21 protein-coding genes are annotated in these 20298 nt (G+C 57.8%); 9 read left to right on the top strand and 12 right to left on the bottom strand.

What is annotated here, in order from left to right:
* Nucleotides 1–96: 96 nt before the first annotated feature.
* Complete coding sequence (locus LDN12_RS03440) at nucleotides 97–1365, bottom strand: penicillin-binding transpeptidase domain-containing protein (protein WP_223921289.1); 1269 nt, start codon at nucleotides 1363–1365, stop codon at nucleotides 97–99.
* Nucleotides 1366–1580: 215 nt separating this feature from the next.
* Complete coding sequence (locus tag LDN12_RS03435) at nucleotides 1581–2609, bottom strand: TIGR00730 family Rossman fold protein (RefSeq protein WP_223921288.1); 1029 nt, start codon at nucleotides 2607–2609, stop codon at nucleotides 1581–1583.
* 219 nt (nucleotides 2610–2828) lie between these two features.
* Between LDN12_RS03435 and LDN12_RS03430 the strand changes: the two genes are divergently transcribed.
* The 3 genes from LDN12_RS03430 to LDN12_RS03420 all read left to right on the top strand — a co-directional run bounded on the left by LDN12_RS03430 (nucleotide 2829) and on the right by LDN12_RS03420 (nucleotide 5651).
* Entirely contained in the window at nucleotides 2829–4415 is a 1587-nt protein-coding gene (locus LDN12_RS03430) for a peptidylprolyl isomerase (RefSeq protein ID WP_223921287.1), read from the top strand.
* A gap of 10 nt (nucleotides 4416–4425) precedes the next feature.
* Nucleotides 4426–5316, top strand: coding sequence for a phosphoribosylaminoimidazolesuccinocarboxamide synthase (locus LDN12_RS03425; RefSeq protein ID WP_223921286.1), 891 nt, complete (start codon nucleotides 4426–4428; stop codon nucleotides 5314–5316).
* Between the two features lie 155 nt (nucleotides 5317–5471).
* Nucleotides 5472–5651 carry a Rho termination factor N-terminal domain-containing protein gene (locus LDN12_RS03420; RefSeq protein WP_223921285.1) on the top strand — a complete coding sequence of 60 codons (180 nt, stop codon included), beginning with the start codon at nucleotides 5472–5474 and terminating at the stop codon, nucleotides 5649–5651.
* 56 nt (nucleotides 5652–5707) lie between these two features.
* On the opposite strand, the gene LDN12_RS03415 is transcribed toward LDN12_RS03420, so the two are convergent.
* The 6 genes from LDN12_RS03415 to LDN12_RS03390 are packed head-to-tail and all read right to left on the bottom strand — an operon-like array spanning nucleotide 5708 to nucleotide 12794.
* A complete protein-coding gene (locus LDN12_RS03415; protein WP_223921284.1) occupies nucleotides 5708–6118 on the bottom strand; it encodes a bacteriohemerythrin in 411 nt (136 codons plus the stop codon).
* 50 nt (nucleotides 6119–6168) lie between these two features.
* Nucleotides 6169–8586 (bottom strand): Lon protease family protein, encoded by a 2418-nt coding sequence (locus LDN12_RS03410; protein ID WP_223921283.1) that lies wholly within the window; start codon nucleotides 8584–8586, stop codon nucleotides 6169–6171.
* A 53-nt stretch (nucleotides 8587–8639) separates the two neighbouring features.
* A complete protein-coding gene (locus LDN12_RS03405) occupies nucleotides 8640–9905 on the bottom strand; it encodes a dihydrolipoamide acetyltransferase family protein (RefSeq protein WP_223921282.1) in 1266 nt (421 codons plus the stop codon).
* Between the two features lie 56 nt (nucleotides 9906–9961).
* On the bottom strand, nucleotides 9962–10948 hold the full coding sequence (locus LDN12_RS03400) for an alpha-ketoacid dehydrogenase subunit beta (protein ID WP_223921281.1): 987 nt from the start codon (nucleotides 10946–10948) through the stop codon (nucleotides 9962–9964).
* Between the two features lie 53 nt (nucleotides 10949–11001).
* Nucleotides 11002–11979 carry a pyruvate dehydrogenase (acetyl-transferring) E1 component subunit alpha gene (gene pdhA, locus LDN12_RS03395; RefSeq protein ID WP_223921280.1) on the bottom strand — a complete coding sequence of 326 codons (978 nt, stop codon included), beginning with the start codon at nucleotides 11977–11979 and terminating at the stop codon, nucleotides 11002–11004.
* Nucleotides 11980–11996: 17 nt separating this feature from the next.
* On the bottom strand, nucleotides 11997–12794 hold the full coding sequence (locus LDN12_RS03390) for an HD domain-containing protein (RefSeq protein ID WP_223921279.1): 798 nt from the start codon (nucleotides 12792–12794) through the stop codon (nucleotides 11997–11999).
* 90 nt (nucleotides 12795–12884) lie between these two features.
* Between LDN12_RS03390 and ligA the strand changes: the two genes are divergently transcribed.
* The 5 genes from ligA (at nucleotide 12885) to LDN12_RS03365 (ending at nucleotide 17624) form a co-directional block, all read left to right on the top strand.
* Nucleotides 12885–14930 carry an NAD-dependent DNA ligase LigA gene (gene ligA / locus LDN12_RS03385; RefSeq protein ID WP_223921278.1) on the top strand — a complete coding sequence of 682 codons (2046 nt, stop codon included), beginning with the start codon at nucleotides 12885–12887 and terminating at the stop codon, nucleotides 14928–14930.
* 48 nt (nucleotides 14931–14978) lie between these two features.
* The gene (locus tag LDN12_RS03380; protein ID WP_223921277.1) at nucleotides 14979–15866 is read left to right on the top strand and encodes an HDOD domain-containing protein; all 888 of its coding nucleotides are present in this window, start codon (nucleotides 14979–14981) and stop codon (nucleotides 15864–15866) included.
* A 10-nt stretch (nucleotides 15867–15876) separates the two neighbouring features.
* Nucleotides 15877–16413, top strand: coding sequence for a metalloprotease family protein (locus LDN12_RS03375; RefSeq protein WP_223921276.1), 537 nt, complete (start codon nucleotides 15877–15879; stop codon nucleotides 16411–16413).
* A 42-nt stretch (nucleotides 16414–16455) separates the two neighbouring features.
* The gene (locus tag LDN12_RS03370; RefSeq protein ID WP_223921275.1) at nucleotides 16456–17172 is read left to right on the top strand and encodes a DUF1847 domain-containing protein; all 717 of its coding nucleotides are present in this window, start codon (nucleotides 16456–16458) and stop codon (nucleotides 17170–17172) included.
* Nucleotides 17173–17243: 71 nt separating this feature from the next.
* Entirely contained in the window at nucleotides 17244–17624 is a 381-nt protein-coding gene (locus LDN12_RS03365; protein ID WP_223921274.1) for a molybdenum cofactor biosynthesis protein MoaE, read from the top strand.
* Between the two features lie 74 nt (nucleotides 17625–17698).
* Here the strand turns inward: LDN12_RS03365 and LDN12_RS03360 are convergent, their stop codons facing one another.
* From LDN12_RS03360 to LDN12_RS03350, 3 genes are all read right to left on the bottom strand, one after another.
* The gene (locus LDN12_RS03360; RefSeq protein WP_223921273.1) at nucleotides 17699–17962 is read right to left on the bottom strand and encodes a hypothetical protein; all 264 of its coding nucleotides are present in this window, start codon (nucleotides 17960–17962) and stop codon (nucleotides 17699–17701) included.
* Nucleotides 17963–18014: 52 nt separating this feature from the next.
* Complete coding sequence (locus LDN12_RS03355; protein WP_223921272.1) at nucleotides 18015–18797, bottom strand: enoyl-CoA hydratase-related protein; 783 nt, start codon at nucleotides 18795–18797, stop codon at nucleotides 18015–18017.
* 221 nt (nucleotides 18798–19018) lie between these two features.
* Nucleotides 19019–19228 carry a hypothetical protein gene (locus LDN12_RS03350; protein WP_223921271.1) on the bottom strand — a complete coding sequence of 70 codons (210 nt, stop codon included), beginning with the start codon at nucleotides 19226–19228 and terminating at the stop codon, nucleotides 19019–19021.
* A gap of 183 nt (nucleotides 19229–19411) precedes the next feature.
* Between LDN12_RS03350 and LDN12_RS03345 the strand changes: the two genes are divergently transcribed.
* Entirely contained in the window at nucleotides 19412–19858 is a 447-nt protein-coding gene (locus tag LDN12_RS03345) for an Hsp20/alpha crystallin family protein (protein ID WP_223921270.1), read from the top strand.
* A gap of 87 nt (nucleotides 19859–19945) precedes the next feature.
* On the opposite strand, the gene LDN12_RS03340 is transcribed toward LDN12_RS03345, so the two are convergent.
* Nucleotides 19946–20254 (bottom strand): TatA/E family twin arginine-targeting protein translocase, encoded by a 309-nt coding sequence (locus tag LDN12_RS03340; protein ID WP_223921269.1) that lies wholly within the window; start codon nucleotides 20252–20254, stop codon nucleotides 19946–19948.
* Between the last annotated feature and the right edge of the window lie 44 nt (nucleotides 20255–20298).

Genomic DNA, 20298 nt, shown 5'->3' with positions numbered 1-20298 from the left:
TCGCCCCCGCAGAAAGCCCCGCGGAGGCGTAGCAGCGCTACGCCGCACAAAGGGGATTTCGAGGAGGCGGCGAGATGGCAGTTTTTCAACAGCCTGCTATTTCCTGAAAAACTCCTCCAGTGCCTGTTCCCCCACCTGCGACGACTTGATCTTCCACCGATCCTGATTGATTACTAACGCCACCAATGCTATACGCGGTTCATGGGCCGGAGCGTAGGCGGCAAACCAGGAGTAATGTCCTTTTGGATCGGTCCCGTCGATTGATCCGGTCTTGGCGGCGATATCGATCCCAGCCAGCATCGGGCGGCCCCGGCGATCATGGAAGGCACGCCGGGACGTACCCCTGGTTACGGTATTGGAGAGCATCCGGGTGAGGGACGCCGCTGTCTCGGGCGAAACAAGCCGGCGTAGTTCACGGGGCTTATGTTCCTCTTTATTACCTCCCGCAGCATCGACAACCCTGTCGGTCAAGGTTGGGGCCATCATCCGCCCCTGATTGGCAATAGCCCCCATAATCACCGCAGCGTGCAGGGGTGATATCTTGACCTCATGGTCGAGGCCGGCCCCCATCAACATCAAGGCACGGTCCGTCTGAGGTTCTCCGGCCTTGCTCTCCTTGACCGGGACGCCTGGAAGAAGCGATTGATTGAAACCAAATTTGCGGACGTATTCCATTACCGATGCCTTGCCGGCGATATCGCTGGCTACCCGGCCGTACACCGGATTGATGGATTTGCCCAAGGCATAGCCGACATCCATGCGGCTATTGTTGCCCCTCGGGCTGATATCCCAGTACCGCGGGTTTTCCGAATAGGGGCGTCCCCGGAACTCAACCACCGTTTCAGGGGTGATCTTCTTATTTTCCAGAGCAGCAGAAGCGGTGATGATCTTGAACAACGAGGCCATTGGGTAGAGATCGAAGAAAGATGACTGCACCCACTGGGGATCGACGGAAGAATAGGACGTCATGGCCAGAATCCGGCCTGTTGACGGTTCAATGGCCACAAACACCCCGAAAGGCACCTGCTTTTGGGCCATGAAATCGTGAACCCGCTTCTGCAGATCGTCCCTGATGCTGTAGTGAAGGGTATCCCCGCCTGCACTGCGGGCCGTGAGCCCCCCCTCAGTCGCTACCGCCGTATCGAAAAGACGCACGGCCGCCTCGAAACTGCCGTTCGCCGGGGGTTTCGCAGCCTCGGCCGTTTTGATATCGGGAGTGGAATGGGAGTGAAGCCATAGAGTCACCGCCCGCACCACATGGGGTGACTTCTGGTACACGAGGGCGCAAACCGGCGTCAACGCCAGCACGATGGCAAGAAACAGGAGAATATGCTTGAGACGCTCGCGACGTTTGCCAACAGGCATGGACAGTTGCAAACCGCTGTGCTCACCAGAGCCTCTAATTCTCTTGTTGCTGCGATTGAAGCCGAAAAGTCGGACGCCTGAAAAATGCTTTTTTCTGGTTAGATGTTTAAGGTCCTGCATGGCGTTCCGGGACTGTAACCCTAAGTGAGATGATGAGACTATACCGCCAACGGGCGGCCTTTGTCAACGAATGCGGGCCGGTGAGCGCTCAGCACTCAAAAAGTGTTTATCCGGTGAATGAATGCCAACAACAGCCCATAGTGATGATGGTCGAACTTCATTGTTATACGCGGCAGGTCGATCAGGTCGGGCTGATCAACCTCTTCAGGCATTGCACCGCAACAATTGATCTGTTCCCCCGCCTGAAGCAATTCGGGAAACTCTTGTTCCAGAGTGCTGATCTGTTCCGGGGAAAGCCTTTTGTTCAACCGGATGACGAGATCATGGTTAATGAAACGCATGGAATGGTAGACACGGTAAAAGGTATCGATAGCCTCGACCGCTTCCTGTTCGTTCTTGGTGATGGTGAACAGGGAGAAATCCTCGCCGGAAATAAAACCCTTCACCAGCAGGCTCTGCTTGACGAAGGCAAAGAACTGTTCCCAGTAGCCATCCTCGTCGTCTATCAGGATCAACGGTTTGGGTGAAGTCTTGCCGGTCTGGATCAGGGTAAAAACCTCCATGGCTTCGTCCAGCGTGCCGAAACCGCCGGGAAAGACGGCAATGGCGTCGGCCTCCTTGACAAAAGCCACCTTGCGGTTGAAGAAGTATTTATAGGTGATCAGCCTCGGATTGCGGTACATGATCGGGTTCGGCTGCTGCTCGAAGGGGAGGCGAATATTGACGGCAAAGGAATTCTCGCTGCCTGCCCCCTCGTTACCGGCCTGCATGATGCCGGGACCGCCCCCGGTGATGATCATATAGCCGTTGTCCGCCAGCATGCGACTGAAGCGGACACATTTCCCGTACATTTCTTCTCCCTGCCCGGTGCGGGCCGAGCCGAAGATAGTGACCTTTTTCCGGTCACGATACGGGCCGAATACCCGAGCAGTGAACCGCATCTCGCGCAAAGTACGGTTGATCAGCTTGAGATCCGCCAGATAGTCGACCTCCTGCCCGATCTTGAGGCTTGACAGAATCATCTCGCGGATGATGCCGGCATGGTGGATGTCGCCGGCAGCCTCGACCAGCCGGTTGATCATCTGGTCTATCTCGTCGTTGGATCGGGAAAAGCTGAGTTCCATTGCCACATCCTTGTGATGGATTCGGGATTCGGTCGGATGCACCCTAACATAGGTTCCGGCACAAATCAAACGCCTCGAAAATGACGCAACCATACCGCTCATAACGCCAAACAAGCATCTTGCATTCAGGTGAGACGTATAGTAGTATTCATTTTCTTTTTCCACCGCCACTAGGGCACTTATCTGCGAAAACCAATCTATCCAAGGAGTATTTCGGCCATGCTGGACTTCATGCGTAAAAAGAAGGAATCCATCATCATCAAAATAGTCTTCGTCGTCATTGTGCTTTCCTTTATCGGCACCATGTTCCTGGTATGGGGCAAAGGGAGCGACGGTATCGGAGGACGAAGCGGTTACGCGGCCAAGGTGGACGGCACCAAGATCTCCCTGGAAGAATACCAGAACGCCTATCAACGTATCCGCAACATCTACCAGCAGATATACGGCCAATCCATCACCCCCGAGCTGGAAAAGGCACTGGGGCTGAAAAAACTGGCCCTGGACAACCTGATCGACAACGCCCTGGTCGTCAGGGAAGCCAAGTCCATGGGGATCAAGGTATCCAAGGATGAAGTGGCCAACTCCATTGAAGCCATGCCCACGTTCCAGAAGGACGGAAAATTCAATTTCGACCTGTACCAGCAGCTCTTGAGGGGCAGTCGCCTGACCCCCAAAGACTTCGAGGAGGGGCAGAAGCACGACCTGCTGCTTTCCAAAGCCCGCCAAGTAATCAAGGACAAGGCGACGGTCAGCGACGACGAGGCCCTGGCCCAGTACAAAAAGGAAAACGACAAGATCGAACTGGAGTATGTGTCCTATGCGCCGAGCGAAGTGATCGCAGAGGTGAAACCGACCGACGCGGAACTCAACGAGTATCTGCAAAAAAACCCGAACGAGTTCAAGACCCCCGAGAAAGTGGCCCTTTCCTATATCATGCTCGATCCGGCCTCCCAAGCGGCAAAGATGACGGTTTCCGAGGAGGAGATCCAGACCTTCTACCAGAAAAACATCGACCGCTGGCAGGGTAAGGATGGCATCCTCCCCCTCAAGGAAGTAAAAGACAAGGTCAAGGCCGACGCCCTCAGACAGAAGGCCGCCAAACAGTCCTTTGAATTGGCCGCCGACACTCTTTACAAGAACGTCAAGTCCGGCGACCTGAAACTGATCGCCGGGCAGTTGGGCCTCAAGGTGCAGGAGACGCCGCTGTTCGAAGCCAATGCCCCGGTAGCCGCCTTGGCGGGCGAGACAGCCGTCATCAAAAAGGCCTTCGAACTCAAAGATGGCGAATTGGGAGGACCGGTCGAGGCCGCCAAAGGCATTTACATCATTAAGGCCAGGGAGCGCAAGGCATCGGCTGTCCCGCCGCTCGCCGAGATCAGGTCCGCAGTGGAACAGAAGGTCAAGGCGGTCAAAGCGGTGGAACTCGCCAAGAAAAGGGCTGCCGACGCGGCCCGCCAGCTAGCCGCCAAGGCTGCGCTCAAGACCCACACCACCGGCATCTTCGGTTTCTCGGACAAGGGCAACATTCCGGATATCGGCAACGCCCCCGACCTGATGGAGGCGGCCTTCAAACTGACCGTCGCAGCGCCCGTGGCCAACGAACCGTTCAAGGTGGGTAACCGCTGGTATGCGATACGCCTCAAACAGCGCATCGAAGCCCCGAAGGCCGACTTTGACAAGACCAAGCAGCAGATCAAGCTGAAGATGCTGCCCAAGAAGCAGGAAGAGGCCCTGGCCACCTGGACAAAGGGCCTCAGGGCCAAGGCCAAGATCGAGATAAATCAAGCGCTCATCGCTGAAAAATAGGAGAGATGCCATGTCACAGCCTGTTCTGCAAACCGATTTTCCCGGCCTGAACCTCGCAGCCCGCGGCAAGGTGCGGGATATTTACGACCTGGGAGACACCCTGCTCCTGGTCACGTCGGACCGTATCTCGGCCTTTGACGTGATCATGAACGAACCGATCCCGGACAAAGGTTTCGTGCTGACGCAGATATCCGCTTTCTGGTTCCGCCAGATGGAGGACATCGTTAAAAACCACATTATCTCAACCGACGTGACCGACTACCCGGCGGTATGCCGTCCCTACGCCGATGTGCTGGCGGGGCGCTCCATGCTGGTGAAAAAGGCCAAGCCGCTACCGGCGGAGTGTATCGTGCGGGGTTATGTCTCCGGCTCCGGCTGGAAAGACTATAAAGCCAGCGGCTCAATTTGCGGTATCAAGCTCCCGGCCGGGCTTTTGGAATCGGACCAGTTGCCGGAACCGATCTTCACCCCTTCCACCAAGGCAGAACTGGGCACTCATGACGAAAACATCTCCTTCGAGAAGATGGCTGAAATCTGTGGGCGCGAACTGGCCGAGCAGGCCCGCGACTATACCATCAGGATCTACACCCGGGCTCGCGATCTTGCCGCCCAGAAGGGGATTATCATCGCCGACACCAAGTTCGAATTCGGTGTTTATGAGGGCGAGTTGATCATCATCGACGAATGTATGACCCCCGACTCCAGCCGTTTCTGGCCCAAGGACCTCTACAAGCCGGGCGGACCACAGCCCAGTTTCGACAAACAATTCCTGCGGGATTATCTGGAGACCCTCGATTGGGGCAAAACAGCCCCCGCACCGCCCCTGCCGGCGGAGATCGTCGAAAAGACCGCTGAAAAATACCGTGAAGCACTCTTCCGCATCGCCGGCATCCGCGTATAAACTTATATCCTCAAAACACGCCCAAAAAGGGCGGGCCAGTCGGCCCGCCCTTTTTGTTTACAAATCTTTACGCAACCGTTGTGGAAATTTTGCCAAGCTGCGCTATGCTAATAGTCATGGAACGCTATTAACATATATGGCAGGGAGAGTCAGGCATGAAACTGGATGAAATCAGGGAAATTGCAAAGCAGCACCATATCAAGACAGGAAAACTGAAAAAGGCTGAACTGGTACGCGCCATCCAGCAGGCCGAAGGTAACGAACAATGCTTCGCCTCCGGCAAAGCTGCCGCATGCGGCCAGGAAAAATGCCTTTGGCGTGAGGATTGCGACTGAGAATACGGAATGAATAAATGAGGGGGACAGCCCTGAGGAGCAATCGCCCCCGGTATCTAAAGTGCCGCGTTGGCGCGCAGATACTTGCCCAGTTCAGCATCGACCCTCGAGATGTGGTTAATCAGCCATTTGAGCAGCATGTTGTTGGTTTCCGTCACATGATGAACAGCCACGCCCTCTGACTTTATCTCATCCTTAACCGCCTTGAGCCGGGTAACGAATCCGTCATGCTCTTTTTTATGTGCCGCATATCCGGGATAGCGGTGGTTTCTTTGTATACCTTCTTCTTCGCTGAAATGGCTGACCACATATTCATCGAGAAATCCCAGAAGTCTCTGTAACTCACCCATCCCCTTCCCCGCCTCGCAGGCCTTGAGCAGACTGTCGAAGCGGGACAAAAGCTCCTTATGCTGACGGTCAATCTCCGGTACGCCGATTGCCAGTGACTCTCTCCACTCGATTCCCATGCTTCGTATCCCTCTTTGTCGCACTTGGATTACAGGCTGGTTAACCCAACTTATTTTTTGGGTTTTCTTTTACCCCTTTCCTCCTGTTTTTGCAACACCTCTGCCATACGGCGCAAATGAACATCCACCAAATGGTACAGCGTCCCCTTGGGAAACGCCCCGTTCCTGCCGCGCGTCCCGGCGGCCATACCGGTCAGTATTTCGATCCCCTGCTCGATGGTTTCCACGCTCCAGATATGGAACTGGCCCGCTGAGACTGCCGCCACCACATCGTCATGCACCATCAGGTTCCGTTCGTTGGCCTTGGGGATCAGGACCCCCTGCCTCCCGGTCAACCCCTTGGACCTGCAGACGGCAAAAAAACCCTCGATCTTGTAATTGACCCCGCCGATCGGTTGGATGATGCCGCGCTGGTTAACGCTGCCGGTCACCGCGATACCCTGTCTGATGGGAACTCCGGACAGGGCCGACAACAGGGCATACAGCTCGGTGGAGGAGGCGCTGTCGCCCTCAATGCCGTCATAGGACTGTTCGAAGCAGATGGAAGCGGAAAGCGACAAGGGGCGTTTGACGGCAAAGGTCCCCCCAAGATATCCGGTCAGGATCATGACCCCCTTGTCGTGGATCGGGCCGGAAAGCTTCACCTCGCGCTCCACGTTGACCATGCCGGCCTGACCGGTATAGGCGCGCGCGGTAATACGCGAGGGGCGGCCGAAGGTATGGTCGCCCAGGGAGATGACCGACAACCCGTTGATCTGTCCGATCACTTCGCCGTCCGTATCCACCATGATGGTACCGTCGTCGTACAACTCCTGCAGGCGCTCCTCGATTCGGTTGACCCGGTAGAGCTTCTCTTCGCCGGCACGCTGGACATCGTCACCATTCACGATGGTATGGCCATCCTTCTGAGCCCAAAAAGCGGCCTCTCGGATAAAATCGGCAATCTCCATAAACTGGGAGGAGAGCTTTTCCTGATCCTCGACCATACGGGATGTGTATTCCAGCAGGCGGGCGACACCGCTACGGTCGAAAGGCAGCAGCTTTTCGCACCGGCAGTGGGTAGCCACGAACAGGGCATAGTCCCGCATGATCTCCGGCGTACGGGCGACACGGTTGTCGAACTCGGCCTTGACCTTGAAAAACTTACGGTAATCCGGGTCCAGGTGAAACAGCAGGTAATAAATCCAGGGGGAGCCTATCAGGATGATCTTGGCCTGGAGCGGCACCGGCTCGGGCTTAAGCGATACCATGGTCATGAAGCGATACTGTTCCAGCACATCCTCGATTCTGATCTCGCCAGTCCGGACACACCGCTTCAGCGAGTCCCACACAAAGGGGTTGGTCAGCACTTCCCGGGCATCGATCACCAGATAGCCGCCATTGGCGCGGTGCAAAGCCCCGGACCTGATCATGGTGAAATCGGTCACTGCCACGCCGCCGTACTGCATGACGTGCTCGATACGCCCAAAAAGATTATTGTAGGTAGGGTTGGACTCGAAGATGACCGGCGCGCCCTTGGCCTCCCGATTGTCGACCAGCACGTTGACCTCGTAGCGTTCAAAGGTTGGTTCTTGGCGCGGCATCTTCAGCCCCGGAATCTGGGATTGAGGCGGCTGCGGCTTGAAATCTTCCAGGTTTTTGAGGATATCCTCCTGCACCGACTCCAGATAGGCCAGCACCTTGGGAAACTCGGAATACTTCTGGCGCAACGGGTCGAGACGATGTCCCAGACACGACATACCCAGGTCGCGGTCGGCCTGGGAGAGCGCATCCTTGGTCGCCTTTTCACTTTCACGCACCTGACGCAGCACCTCGTTCAACCGTTCCGTCAGTTCCTTGCCGTCTTTCTCCAGCTTTTCCCGCTTTTTCTGGGGCAGCCCCTCGAACTCCTCCTGGGTGTAGTTGCGCCCCTCCTTCTGGGGTACGACCACCAGCCCGGAGACCGTTCGTTGCAGTGTAAATCCGCGTTTCTCGCACCCCTTTTCAAGCTCCTGGAACATTTCACTGTTGGAAGCCTGGTAGGTTTCCAGGATCTCGGTACGGCGATTTTCGTACTCCCTGCTTTCCAGGGCCTTGGGTATATCCAGCTTGAACGCCTCGATCAGCTCCTTCATGTCTGCCGCAAACCCGCTGCCCATGCCGGCCGGCAGCGACAGGGAAACCGCCGCATCGTGATCATTGAAGTTATGGACATACAACCAGTCGCAAGGCGGCGATTCGTCTGCTGTACGCTTTTTGAGGATGCTACGGATGGTCGAAGCCCGGCCGGTGCCGGTCTCGCCCGAGATGTAGAGGTTGAAGCCGGTGCCTTGCATGCCGAGTCCAAACTCGATGGAGCGCAGAGCCCGCTCCTGCCCGATGGCGTCTTCCAGATCAGGGAGTTCTTCGGTGGTTTCGAACTCAAAGGTTTGGGGATCGCACTTCCAACGGAGCTTTTCAGCAGGGATGAGCAGTTTGGTGGATGACATGGGATGCTCCTGCGCAAAGGAAATGGGAATCATGAGCCATGGTCGGGGTCATGTCATGGTGAACCATGGGCCGCCAGCAATAAAACCGGGTGTTCCAGGACCCGGCGCAATTCTGCCAGGAACCTGGCCGCATAGGCGCCATCCACAACCCGGTGGTCACTCGACAAGGTGATTCGCACGGTGGGGGCCACGCCGAGCTGCCCGTTTCTAACCACGGGGCGTTCGGCCACCGCGCCCACCGCCAGAATGGCAACCTGCCCCGGCACGATCAGGGCATCGAATTCGTCCACCCCGTACATGCCCAGGTTGGAAATGGAGAAGCCGCCGCCCGACATCTCTTCGGCGGTGAGTCGCCCACCCCTGGCCTTGTCCGCCAGGCGGGCAGCCTCGCGTTCGATCTCCGCAGCTCCGAGACGCGCACAATCCTTGACCACCGGCATCAAAAGGCCGTCGGGCAACGCCACGGCGAAACTGATATTGACCGGCCCGTCGGCACTGCCGGCCATGAGCAGCGGAAAGCCTTTCAGGGCCACTCCGCAGGCCTTGATCAGCAAGGCGTGGTAGCCGACCTGCCCGTCACTCCCTTTCAATTCGCCGACCACCTCGCGGCAGGCCTCCATCCCCACCTCCACCGCGGCGGTGAAATAGGGAATATCCCGCCAGGATCGGCTGACCGTGGCGGCAATGGCTTGACGCATGGCGCTCGGCGCCAACGGGACGACATCCGCCGAGTCAGGAGGGACAGGAGCCGGAACATCGGGCGGAATTACGGTTTGCTGCGCTTTTGACGTTTCCGGCTGTGCTGCCGGCGCCGCCAGGTCGTCTTGAAGAATCCTCCCCTCGGGGCCGCTGCCGCGGACCTGGGAAAGATCAATGCCCATTTCCCGCGCCATGCGCCGCACCAGTGGCGACGCTTTTTCGTGATTGTCTCCTTCGTGTCCCGCCGACGGCAGAGGAGCCGATGCCACTGGCTGTGGCGGAGGCTCAACATCCTGGGGCAGCGGTGCCGACGGTTTCGTGGAGGGGAGAGCCGCAGGCGCTGCCGTTTGGGAGGGTGCCTCCGTCCCGGCCGACAACTCACCCGGCTCGCCGATAAGTCCGAGTACCGTACCAACCGGAACGTTTTCGCCGCCCTGCGCCATGGTTTTGAGCAGGACACCCGAAGTGAACGCCTCAAGTTCCATGACCGCCTTGTCGGTTTCCACCTCGGCGATCACCTCGCCGCGCTCGACCCGCTCGCCCACCTTCTTGCGCCAGCCGATGAAGCTTCCTTCGGTCATGGTATCCGAAAGCTTGGGCATGGTGATTTCAGTTGCCATAGAAGTGTGTCCCCCTCTTCCCTCCCAGCGGGAGGAATGCTGCCAATTCCTATCACTCAATAACGGCCGCTTACGACGTCCTTCACAGCCAGGACGATGGTTTCCGCCTGGGGAATGCAGAGTTTCTCTATCTTGCGCGAGTAAGGCATGGGAACGTCCAACCCGGACACGCGCCTGACCGGAGCCTGAAGGACATCGAAACAGTTCTCGAAGATCCGGCTGGCAATCTCGGCCCCCAGGCCGCAGGTCCGCCAGCACTCCTCCACCACCACCGCCCGTCCGGTCTTTTTGACCGAGGCCAGGATGGTCTCGTCGTCCAGAGGAGCCAGACTACGCAAATCCACAACCTCGCAGGAGATGCCTTCCTTGGTCAACTCCTCGGCCGCCTGCAGGGCCAGCACGGTCATACGGGCATAGGCCACGATGGTGACCTGTTCGCCCGGCCGCTTGACTGCGGCCTTGCCGATTGGAACCAGGTATTCCGGGTCTTCCGGCACCTCTCCTTTGCTGTTGTAGAGCAGTTCATGTTCCAGAAAGATAACCGGATTGTTGTCCCGTATAGCGCTTTTCAGAAGCCCCTTGGCGTCGTCGGGGGTTGAGGGGTAGACCACCCGCATGCCGGGGCAGTGCATGAAAAAGGTCTCCAGGCTTTGGGAGTGCTGGGCGCCCAGTTGGCTTCCCCCTCCTCCCGGCATGCGGATCGTCATGGGCACCGTCGCCTGGCCGCCGAACATGTAATGGATCTTGGCCATGTGGTTGACGATCTGGTCCATGGCCAGGAGAGCGAAGTTAACCGTCATCAGCTCGGCCACAGGACGCAAACCTCCCATGGCCGCCCCTACGGCCACGCCGACGATAGTATTCTCCGAGATGGGCGTATCCTTGACCCGCTCCTCGCCGAACTCGGACAACAGCCCGCGAGTCACCTTGAAGGACCCTTCGTACAGTGCCACGTCCTCGCCCCAGACCACCACCGACGGGTCGCGGCGCATCTCTTCCTTGAGGGCCAAGTTCAATGCATCACGATAGGTCATTTCAGACATAAAGAACCTCCAAAAACAGGACATACGTCATACAAGTCATATAAGTTAAAAAATCAGACATAAATGTCGCTGTAAACCTCGTTATCCTCCGGCCAGGACGACTCTTCGGCAAAGGTCACCGCTTCTTCCACCCTGGTCTTACAGCGCGCCTCGACGGCATCCAGAGCCTCTTGGGTGGCAATCCCCTCCTCCAGCAGACGCTTGGCAAAGCTGGGCAGCGGGTCGCGGGATTTCCACAACTCGTGTTCGGCCACCGAACGGTATTTGCCCGGATCGGACATGGAATGTCCCCGAAAACGGTAGGTAGTGGCCTCGATGAAGTGGGGCCGACCGGTTTCGCGCACCTTTTCGGCGGCGTACTTCACCGCCTTGTAAACCGCAATGACGTCCATGCCGTCCACTTTTTCGGAAGGGATGTCATAACCGCAGGTGCGGCGGTGGATGGATGCCAGGGCCGAGGAACGGTGCACCTCGGTACCGATGCCGTAAAAGTTGTTCTCGCAGATGAAGAGTACCGGCAACTCCCATAGTTGAGCCCAGTTGAGGGATTCGTGGAAGGTGCCCTGGTTGACCGCACCGTCGCCGAAAAAACAGGCGGTGATACGGTCCTCGTTCCGGTACTTGGCGCTGAAGGCCAACCCGACGGAGATAGGGAACTGGCCGCCGACGATGGCGTAGCCTCCCATGAAATTAAGGGAGGGATCGAAGAGATGCATGGAGCCTCCCTTCCCCTTACAGAGGCCGGTGGCCTTGCCGAACAACTCGGCCATGACCCGCTTCGGCTCGGCGCCCCGTACGATGGCCTGGGCATGTTCGCGATAGGCCGAAAGGATATAATCCTCTTTGTGCAGGCCGGCCGTCGCCCCAACCGCAACGGCCTCCTGACCGCTGTACAGGTGCAGAAACCCGGTGATATTGCCCTTGGTATACTGTTCGGCGCAATGCTCCTCGAATTCCCGCGAAAGAAACATTTGCTCGTAAAGCCGCATCAATTCCTGATCCGGTAAAACCATGCGTAGTTTGGTTTCCATCATTGCCTCCGCTTTGGTCACTGCTCCCGATACATAGTAGCCCGCCGGACGGCCTCCTGTTGGATGCCTTCAATAGCTGACCTTATCTCCAGTTTACCATTGAGGGTGCCAGCCAGGCGAGCGATATAATCGCGCTCCAGCAGCAGTCTATAAGACGAGGTAAAACCCAGGTCGAGAACCCAGGACATCTGCAACAGCTTGAAGTCGTTGAGCACCCGGCACTGGTCCAACCTGACTACCTTTTGTGCCAGCAAGGCGTTGCGGCAGGCGGGCGTACACCCCGGCAGATCGGGAAAATCCAAGGTGGCAGCGGAGGCGCGTTCTTCCTCGGGCAGCGCGAAGAGTTCCAGAAAAATCCGCCAGATATCCAGTTTGTCCGCATCCCGGACCAACCGCATGAACACCCTGGTCGGCGAACTGACCCGTTCGGGCAGTTCCAATAGATTGTGGAAACGCACTGCCTCCTCGATCAAAAGACACTCGGCGGAATCGAGGCCGGCCAGCAAATTATGCTCGCGCACGACTTCCACCGAGAGTCGGGCATGGTTGGCGGAGTCGCTATCGCGAAAGGTACGCCAGCGGCGGTACTGGGGAAAACGGCCCACATCGTGCAGCAAAGCGACCGTTGCCGCAATGCGGGCCTCGTTGGCCGAGAGCCCTTCGCCCACCGCCAGAGCATCGCTGACCGCGCGTACCCTGCGGGTGTGCTCAATCTTGAGCTGAATGTTTTTGAACCCTTCCGAGTCGGTGTCGAGAAAAGAGCGGGTATAGTCGTCGAACCACCGACCGATATCCGCAACATGTTGTTGTTCCATGAATCTTCCGGTTCTTGCCTGAGACGTTGAAATTGCTGAAATAATACTGTAATCTGCGACGAAGTCAAACGCCATCTCCCGGAGCACCCCATGCAGTTGCCTTTATTGCCCGACATACCCGATCCACAGGAGAGTGCTCGGGCTAGGGCTGAGGAACTCCGCCGACTGGTCGAGCACCACAACCGAATGTACTATGTGCTGGACGCCCCCCAAGTCACCGATGCCGAGTACGACGCGCTGTTCCGCGAGCTCCAGGCGATTGAGGAACAATATCCCGAACTGGTGACGCCCGCGTCGCCGACTCAGAGGGTCGGGGGAGCAGCGCTGGATAAATTCGCCGCCCTGCCTCATCGCCTTGCGATGCTGTCGTTGGAAAACGCCACCAATGAAGAAGAGATCAGGGAGTTTGACCAGCGGGTCAAAAAGGTCCTGGCGTTACCGGCCGAACTGGAGGTGGACTACGTCTGCGAGCCGAAGATGGATGGCTTGGCTGTCGAGCTGGTATATGAGAAGGGCGTACTGGCAGTGGCTTCTACTCGCGGTGACGGCCTGACCGGTGAAGACGTGACCGCGAACATCCGCACGATCCGCTCGCTCCCTTTGCGGCTTTCCGGCAACGACATCCCGCTACTGCTGGAGGTACGGGGCGAAGTATATCTGTCCCTGGAGGCGTTTCAGCACATCAACCGGGAAAAAGAGGAAAACGGCGAGTCTCCCTTTGCCAACCCGCGCAACGCAGCCGCCGGCTCACTACGCCAGCTCGACCCCCGCATTACGGCGCGGCGGCCGCTTTCTGTCTTCTGCTATGCCCCTGGCGTCTGTGAGGGAACGACATTCAACTCCCAGCAGGAGTTTTTCGCCTTCATACGTTCTCAAGGGCTGCCGGTCAACCCGCTTGTGCGCCAGGTAACCGGTATCGAGGCAGCGGTTGTCTATTACCGCGAGATGCAGGAACACCGGGAGGCACTCCCCTACGAGATTGACGGCACGGTCATCAAGGTGAACTCCTATGGCCTTCAGCAGGAGTTGGGCGAGAAGAGCCGTTCCCCCCGATGGGCCATCGCCTGTAAATTCCCGCCGCGGCAGGCGGAAACCGTTGTCGAGGCGATCATCCCGTCGGTCGGCCGGACCGGGGTGATTACACCCGTGGCGCACCTGCGGCCGGTGGCTATCTCCGGGGTGACAGTTGCCCGCGCCACGCTGCACAACTGGGACGAGATCGCCGCCAAGGACATCCGTGTTGGCGATACCGTCCTGGTGGAACGGGCAGGCGACGTCATACCAGCGGTGGTCAGGGTGCTGGCGGAAAAGCGCACCGGCAATGAACAACCGCTGCCGCCGCCGCAAACCTGCCCGGAATGCGGTTCGGAGGTGGTTCGCATCGCAGACGAGGTGGCCGTTCGTTGTATGGGGCTCTCCTGCCCCCCCCAGATTCGTGAATCGATGATTCACTTTGCCTCGCGCAACGCCATGGACATCGAGGGGCTGGGGGAAAAGTTCGTCGAACAGTTGCTCTCCTTGGGCCTGGTGCACAATGTCGCCGACATCTACCACCTGAAACGGGCAGATTTCATGCGTTTCGAACGCATGGGGGACAAACTGGCTGGCAACCTGTTGTCAGCCATCGAGAACAGCAAGCAACGGGAACTGGGCAGACTCATCTTTGCCCTCGGCATCCGTCATGTAGGAGAACGGACGGCCAAGACGCTGGCCCAGGCCTTCGGAAGCCTGGAAAGCCTGGAACAAGCCACCATCGATGAACTTACCAGTATTCGTGATATCGGCGCGACCGTTGCCCAAAGCATCCGCACCTTCTTCGACAACCGGGACAACGTGGCCGTCATCCGGAGCATGCTGGAAGCGGGGGTAACCCCAACCGCCGAAGAAAAGCGGGTCGGTGGCCGGTTTACCGGCAAAAGTTTTGTGTTCACTGGTGCGCTTTCCGGCTTTACTCGCGATCAGGCCCGCAGGATCGTTGAAGACGAAGGGGGACACGTGGTAGGCTCCGTCTCCCGAAAAACCGATTACGTCGTTGCTGGCGAAGAACCCGGCAGCAAGCTGGACAAAGCCAGGGAGTTGGGTATTACCGTACTCTCGGAGGCCCAGTTTTCCGAGCTTGTACAGAAGACGGTCTGATATTTCCTCATCGGAGTATTGAAAGGAACGACGTTGGACAAAGCTGCAATGATGATCAAAGCCCGCAGGCTGTTCAAGGACGTCAGCGACCTGCCGACCATCCCGGTGATCGTCTCGCGGGTCATCAGGCTTCTGGACAATCACGAATCCAACCCGGACGAGATCGCGGACCTGATCCTTTCCGACCAGGTGCTGGCCGCCAGGGTCATCCGTGTAGTGAACTCCCCGCTCTACATGCCGGGAAGCAAGATCACCTCGGTGAAACGCGCCCTGCTCTACCTGGGTTTCAGGAGTGTGCGCGAAATGATCCTCACCAGTTATTTCGTGGACGGGTTCAAGGCGCAGGAGCAACCCTTCGACATGAACGTCTTCTGGATGCACTCCTTCGGAGTGGGCTCCATGTCCCGCCGCATTGCCGAAATGGCGGGATACAACGACACCGAGATGGCGTACATGGTCGGCATCATTCACGACATCGGCAAGGTCTTTTTCGGCCACTACCTCACGGAAGAGTACGGCGAAATGCTCGCCCACATCAATTACACCCGCTGCACCACCTACGACGCCGAGATGGAGCATTTCGGCACCACCCACAGCGAGGTGGGGCTCTGCCTTGCGCAACGCTGGAATTTCCCGCCGGTGTACTGCGATGTCATCTCCCACCACCACACCTCCGAGTTGGCGATCGAAGACCCGTTGCTCACCGCCATAGTCGCGCTGGCCGACTTCTTCTGCCTGGCCTACACCATCTCGGACAGCGTGGCCCAGGCCACCAAGCCGGACCGCTCCGAAGAATATGCCTGGAACCTGCTCCGGCAGCATTCACGCAACCCCCTTCCCGACAACCTGGGAGACTTCTTCTTCATGCTGTCCGATGAGTATGTGGAGGTCTTCCGCGAGGTGAACCAGCTCTTCAACACCATGACCACGGCGTGAAGCGGCATTCATGACCGTCCGGCTGATCGTCTCCCTGCTCACCTTTCCGGGCGTCGTGGTCCATGAGTTTGCCCATGCCTGGGCCTGCCGACGGCTCGGAATCCGCGTCGTCAAGGTCTGCTACCTGCGCCTGGGCAACCCTCTGGGATACGTACTCCATGAACAGCCACGCTACGCTGTTCAGCATATCATGGTGGCGGTCGCGCCGTTCTTCGTCTCCACCGCAATCGCCCTGACCGTCAGCCTGTCGGCATCCATCTTCGTCACGAGCCCGACTGCTACTGAATTCAAGGATCTTGCCGTGCTTGCCGGAGCTTGGTTCAGCTTCTCCATCGCCTTGCACGCCTTTCCCAGCAGCGGCGACGGGGATGCCCTCTGGCAGGACGTCACCGACTCAGACGTGAGCATCTTCGCGAAACTGCTGCTCATGCCGGTCGTGGGGCTAATCCGCCTGTGTCAGGCCGACGACGCCATCTGGCTCCATGCCCTGTTCGCCGTAATCGTGGTGGCGCTGCCGCCTCTCATGCTGGTGGCGCTCATGGGGTGACCCGCCATTTCAATTCAATATTATCGATTTTGGAGGTTTATCATGTCAGAAGAGACACCGGTCTCATGTTCCAAGTGTAGTGCCGCGTGGCAAAAAAGCGGCACAACCAACTGCTGGAGCGACGATCCGGCAAGTGCGCCGCCCAAACCGGGCAACTGCCCGTCCGGCGCTTATGACTACTTGGTGAAGGAGGCGTTCGAGGAATACCGGGGAGATAGCGAGGAGTCCCGCATTGCCCTGGTGGCGGCGCGGGTGGAAGGGCTCTGCTACCAGCGGACGGCCGGCAGCGACGCGATCACGCCCCGCTGGACCCGCGTGGAAGACACTATAGCCTTTGCCAAACTGATGGGATACACGAAGATCGGCATTGCGACCTGCCTCGGCCTGCTGGAGGAAGCCGACCGTCTGGTTGCCATCCTGAAGGCTCAGGGGCTCGAGCCGCTAAGCGTTTGCTGCAAGGCGGGAAGTATCGACAAACGGGAACTGGGGCTGGAGGAAGAGGTCAAGGTCAGGCCCGGCACCTTTGAACCGGCCTGCAACCCCATTGCCCAGGCCGAGATCTGCAACCGCCTCAAGACGGACATGAACATCATCTTAGGCCTGTGCGTCGGCCACGACATGCTTTTCAACAGGCGCTCCCAGGCCCCGGTCACAACCCTGGTGGTCAAGGACCGGGTTACGGGCCATAATCCCATCGCTGTTTTGCATGGACAGAATTTCTATTACAAGCGGTTGCAGAAACAGGAGTTAAAGCTGTAAGCCGTCAACCCCACCACCATCCATGGCAACACATGATAATAGCTTGAACCGACATAGAAAGGGAGACACCAATGGTTAGAATTTCACCCAGCCCTATTGACCCTGCGAAGATTTACGACCTGATTGCCACGACCACTGCCGGTTCGGTCGTTATCCATTATGCCGTGGTAAAACCCCAGGTGGGGATTGGCGGGACCACCATCTACATCGACTACGCCACAAACGGCGATACCGAAGCGGAACTGCGCGACATGGCCGCCGGGCTGACCGCGGAATTCGCCCTGGAAGATGTCCTCCTGATCCGACGTACCGGCCGGCTCCGCGTCGGCGACATTATCTCGCTTGCCGCCGTCAGTTCCCCCAACAGCGGGGATGCCTTCGAATCCTGCAAACAGGCCATAAGCAGGCTGAAAAAGATGAAGACCATCGTCAAGACCGAGGTTTGCGGCTAGCAGAGGCCCCGTCCGGCCACCGGCTATTGAGCCTCCGCGATGGAGTAGGGCAAAAGCGTAGTTTTCCCCGTCAATCACGTAACGCGCGCAGCCGATCTTCTCACATACTCGATGAACGCCCTCACGAACTCGGGAGACATATCTTCAAGACTCCCGCTTATGCGCCCCCGGTCCGCGAAGGATAGGGAAAACGGGTTTCTCTCGTTACCTTCGACAGCCCACAGACTGATGACACCCTCGGGGTCCCGTATCACCCGGTACGAACCGCGCTGGTACAGGTTCACTAGTAGCGCCAGCGCGTCCTTGCCCTGGTTATAGAGGTTCACATCCCTGTTCATTTCGTACCCACGTTCAAGACTTCACCAGGCTGCCAAACGATCGAGGTTGCCATTATTTTCCCTGGAACGCCGCCTGACGCTTCTCCACAAAGGCCCCCATGCCTTCCCTCTGGTCTCCGGTGGCGAAGAGCACGCCGAACAGGGCCGCCTCGTAGCGGAACCCATCCTCCTTGCTCATGTTCAGGCCATTGGCGACGGCATCCTTGGCGCTGCTCACGCCTAACGGGGCCACCTGGGCAATGACATGGGCCGTTTCCCGGGTCTTGGCCAGCAACTCTTCCGGCGGAAAAACCTCGTTGACGATCCCCCATGCGCAGGCCTTGTCGGCGTCGAGCATTCTGCCGGTGAAGATCATCTCGTTGGCCCGGTTGGGCCCGATCAGGCGGGCCAGGTTCTGGGTGCCGCCGAAACCGGGCATGATGCCGAGGGTCACCTCGGGGAAGCCTACTCGGGCCTTGGTGGAGGCGTAGATAAAGTCGCAGGCCAGGGCCAGTTCCAGCCCGCCCCCCAGGGCATAGCCGTTCACCGCCGCGATGACCGGCTTTTTCATCCGTTCCATGAACAGCACAACCTGTTGCCCCTTCCGGGCAAAGACATGGCCCTCATAGGCATTCATCCCGGCCATCTCCTTGATGTCGGCACCCGCCACGAAGGCCCGTTCCCCGGCACCGGTCAGCACCACCGCCTTGACACCGGCATCCTGGTCCAATTCATACAGGGCGCATTCCAGTTCACCCAGCACCTCGCTATTGAGGGCATTCAGGCTCTTGGGGCGGTTGACGGTCAAAGTGGCCACACTATCAACGGTTTCGATCAGCAGATTTTTGAATTCCATAGCTCGCTCCCGCTGCAGGTTTCCCGATATTATAAACTATGTATGGTCGTTGGAGGAGATGAGAGAGACAGTTTGGGCCGTCGGCATTCCTGCCGAGAGCATCTACGGTTCACGGCCATCTGGGTAGCACAACCGATGCATCTTGCACATTTCGAGGCCAGGTCTGTTTCCGGTCGCCATCTTCTATGAAGAGCCGGCATCCGGGGTCCCCCCTGATGATATCAGAATTTTTTGCTGAAATCCCGGTATGTTGGGCCCTTCTGGGCTGGCCGTGCAGGGGGATTGGCAGAGGTGTGATCCCAAATGAACTTGGAAAGTCCGCGCTCGATGGGGGAAAGGAACAGGGCAAGGAGAAACATCATCACAAATGCCAGTAAAAAGGCTACAAGCATTGCCAGCGCTATGAATATCGCTTCAACAATCAAAGGCATGGTCTGTTCTCCCACGGCCTACCGGCCCATTCTTTTCACAATTCCCTTACGTGGTAATATACACTATCACAAAAAATAATACAGCCAGTTTAATGAGTTTTACCCCCCTTGACTTTGGGGAATTCGACATTATGTTTTGTGGTAGATACGATTCGCCACCTAACGCGTAAGGAGGATACGGATATGGCACTCGTCAAATACAACCCGCTCAGGGAGTTACGCACCATGCAGGAGCAGATGAACCGGCTGCTGAACCTCTCGTGGAACCACGACATCTCAGGGGAAGAGACCCGTGAGGGCATCTGGCAACCGGCAGTGGACATCTACGAGACGGAAGACTCCATCGTTATCAAGGCCGAGGTGCCGGATGTGGATCAGAAGGACATCGATGTACGTATTGAGGACAACACCCTGATTCTCAAGGGAGAGCGCAGACATGAGGACCAGGTCAAGAAGGAGAACTATCACCGCATCGAGCGTTATTTCGGTTCATTCCAACGGAGCTTCAGCCTTCCGGCGACCATTGACCAGGAAAAGGTCGTGGCCACCTGCGAAAAAGGTATCCTGAACATCGTCCTCCCCAAAAAAGAGGAAACCAAGCCAAAGCAGATCAATATTGAGGTCAAATGAACTACAAACGACGGTAACAACCGTTAAACAAAAAGAGCCGGGTTGCCCCGGCTCTTTTTGTAGCTGAAATGTCTCGCCCCACTTTTTTCAGGCCTGGGGGGCGTCCTTTTTCTCCGCGGCATCCTTCTTTTCCACAACATCATGCTCAACCGGCGCGGTTGCGGCCACATGCTCGGGCTCAGGAACCGGCGACGCAACCTGTTGTTGCGGCTCCACTTTTTCCTCGCTCTTACGAGCCTCTTCCTGGATATTGCGCTGGAAGTCCTCGGAAGCTTTCTTGAACTCCGCCAACCCCTTGCCCAGAGACCTGGCCAGGTCCGGCAGCTTATGCGGCCCGATAACGATCAGGGCAATGACCATAATGATGATAAGTTCCGGCATCCCGATTCCAAACATGTTCAACTCCTTGATTGCGCTGGTCTGCCACCCAAAACCAGCAT

The sequence above is a fragment of the Geobacter sp. AOG2 genome (genome assembly GCF_019972295.1).
GTDB lineage: Bacteria > Desulfobacterota > Desulfuromonadia > Geobacterales > Pseudopelobacteraceae > Oryzomonas.
This window is presented reverse-complemented; position numbering and strand designations above follow the sequence as displayed.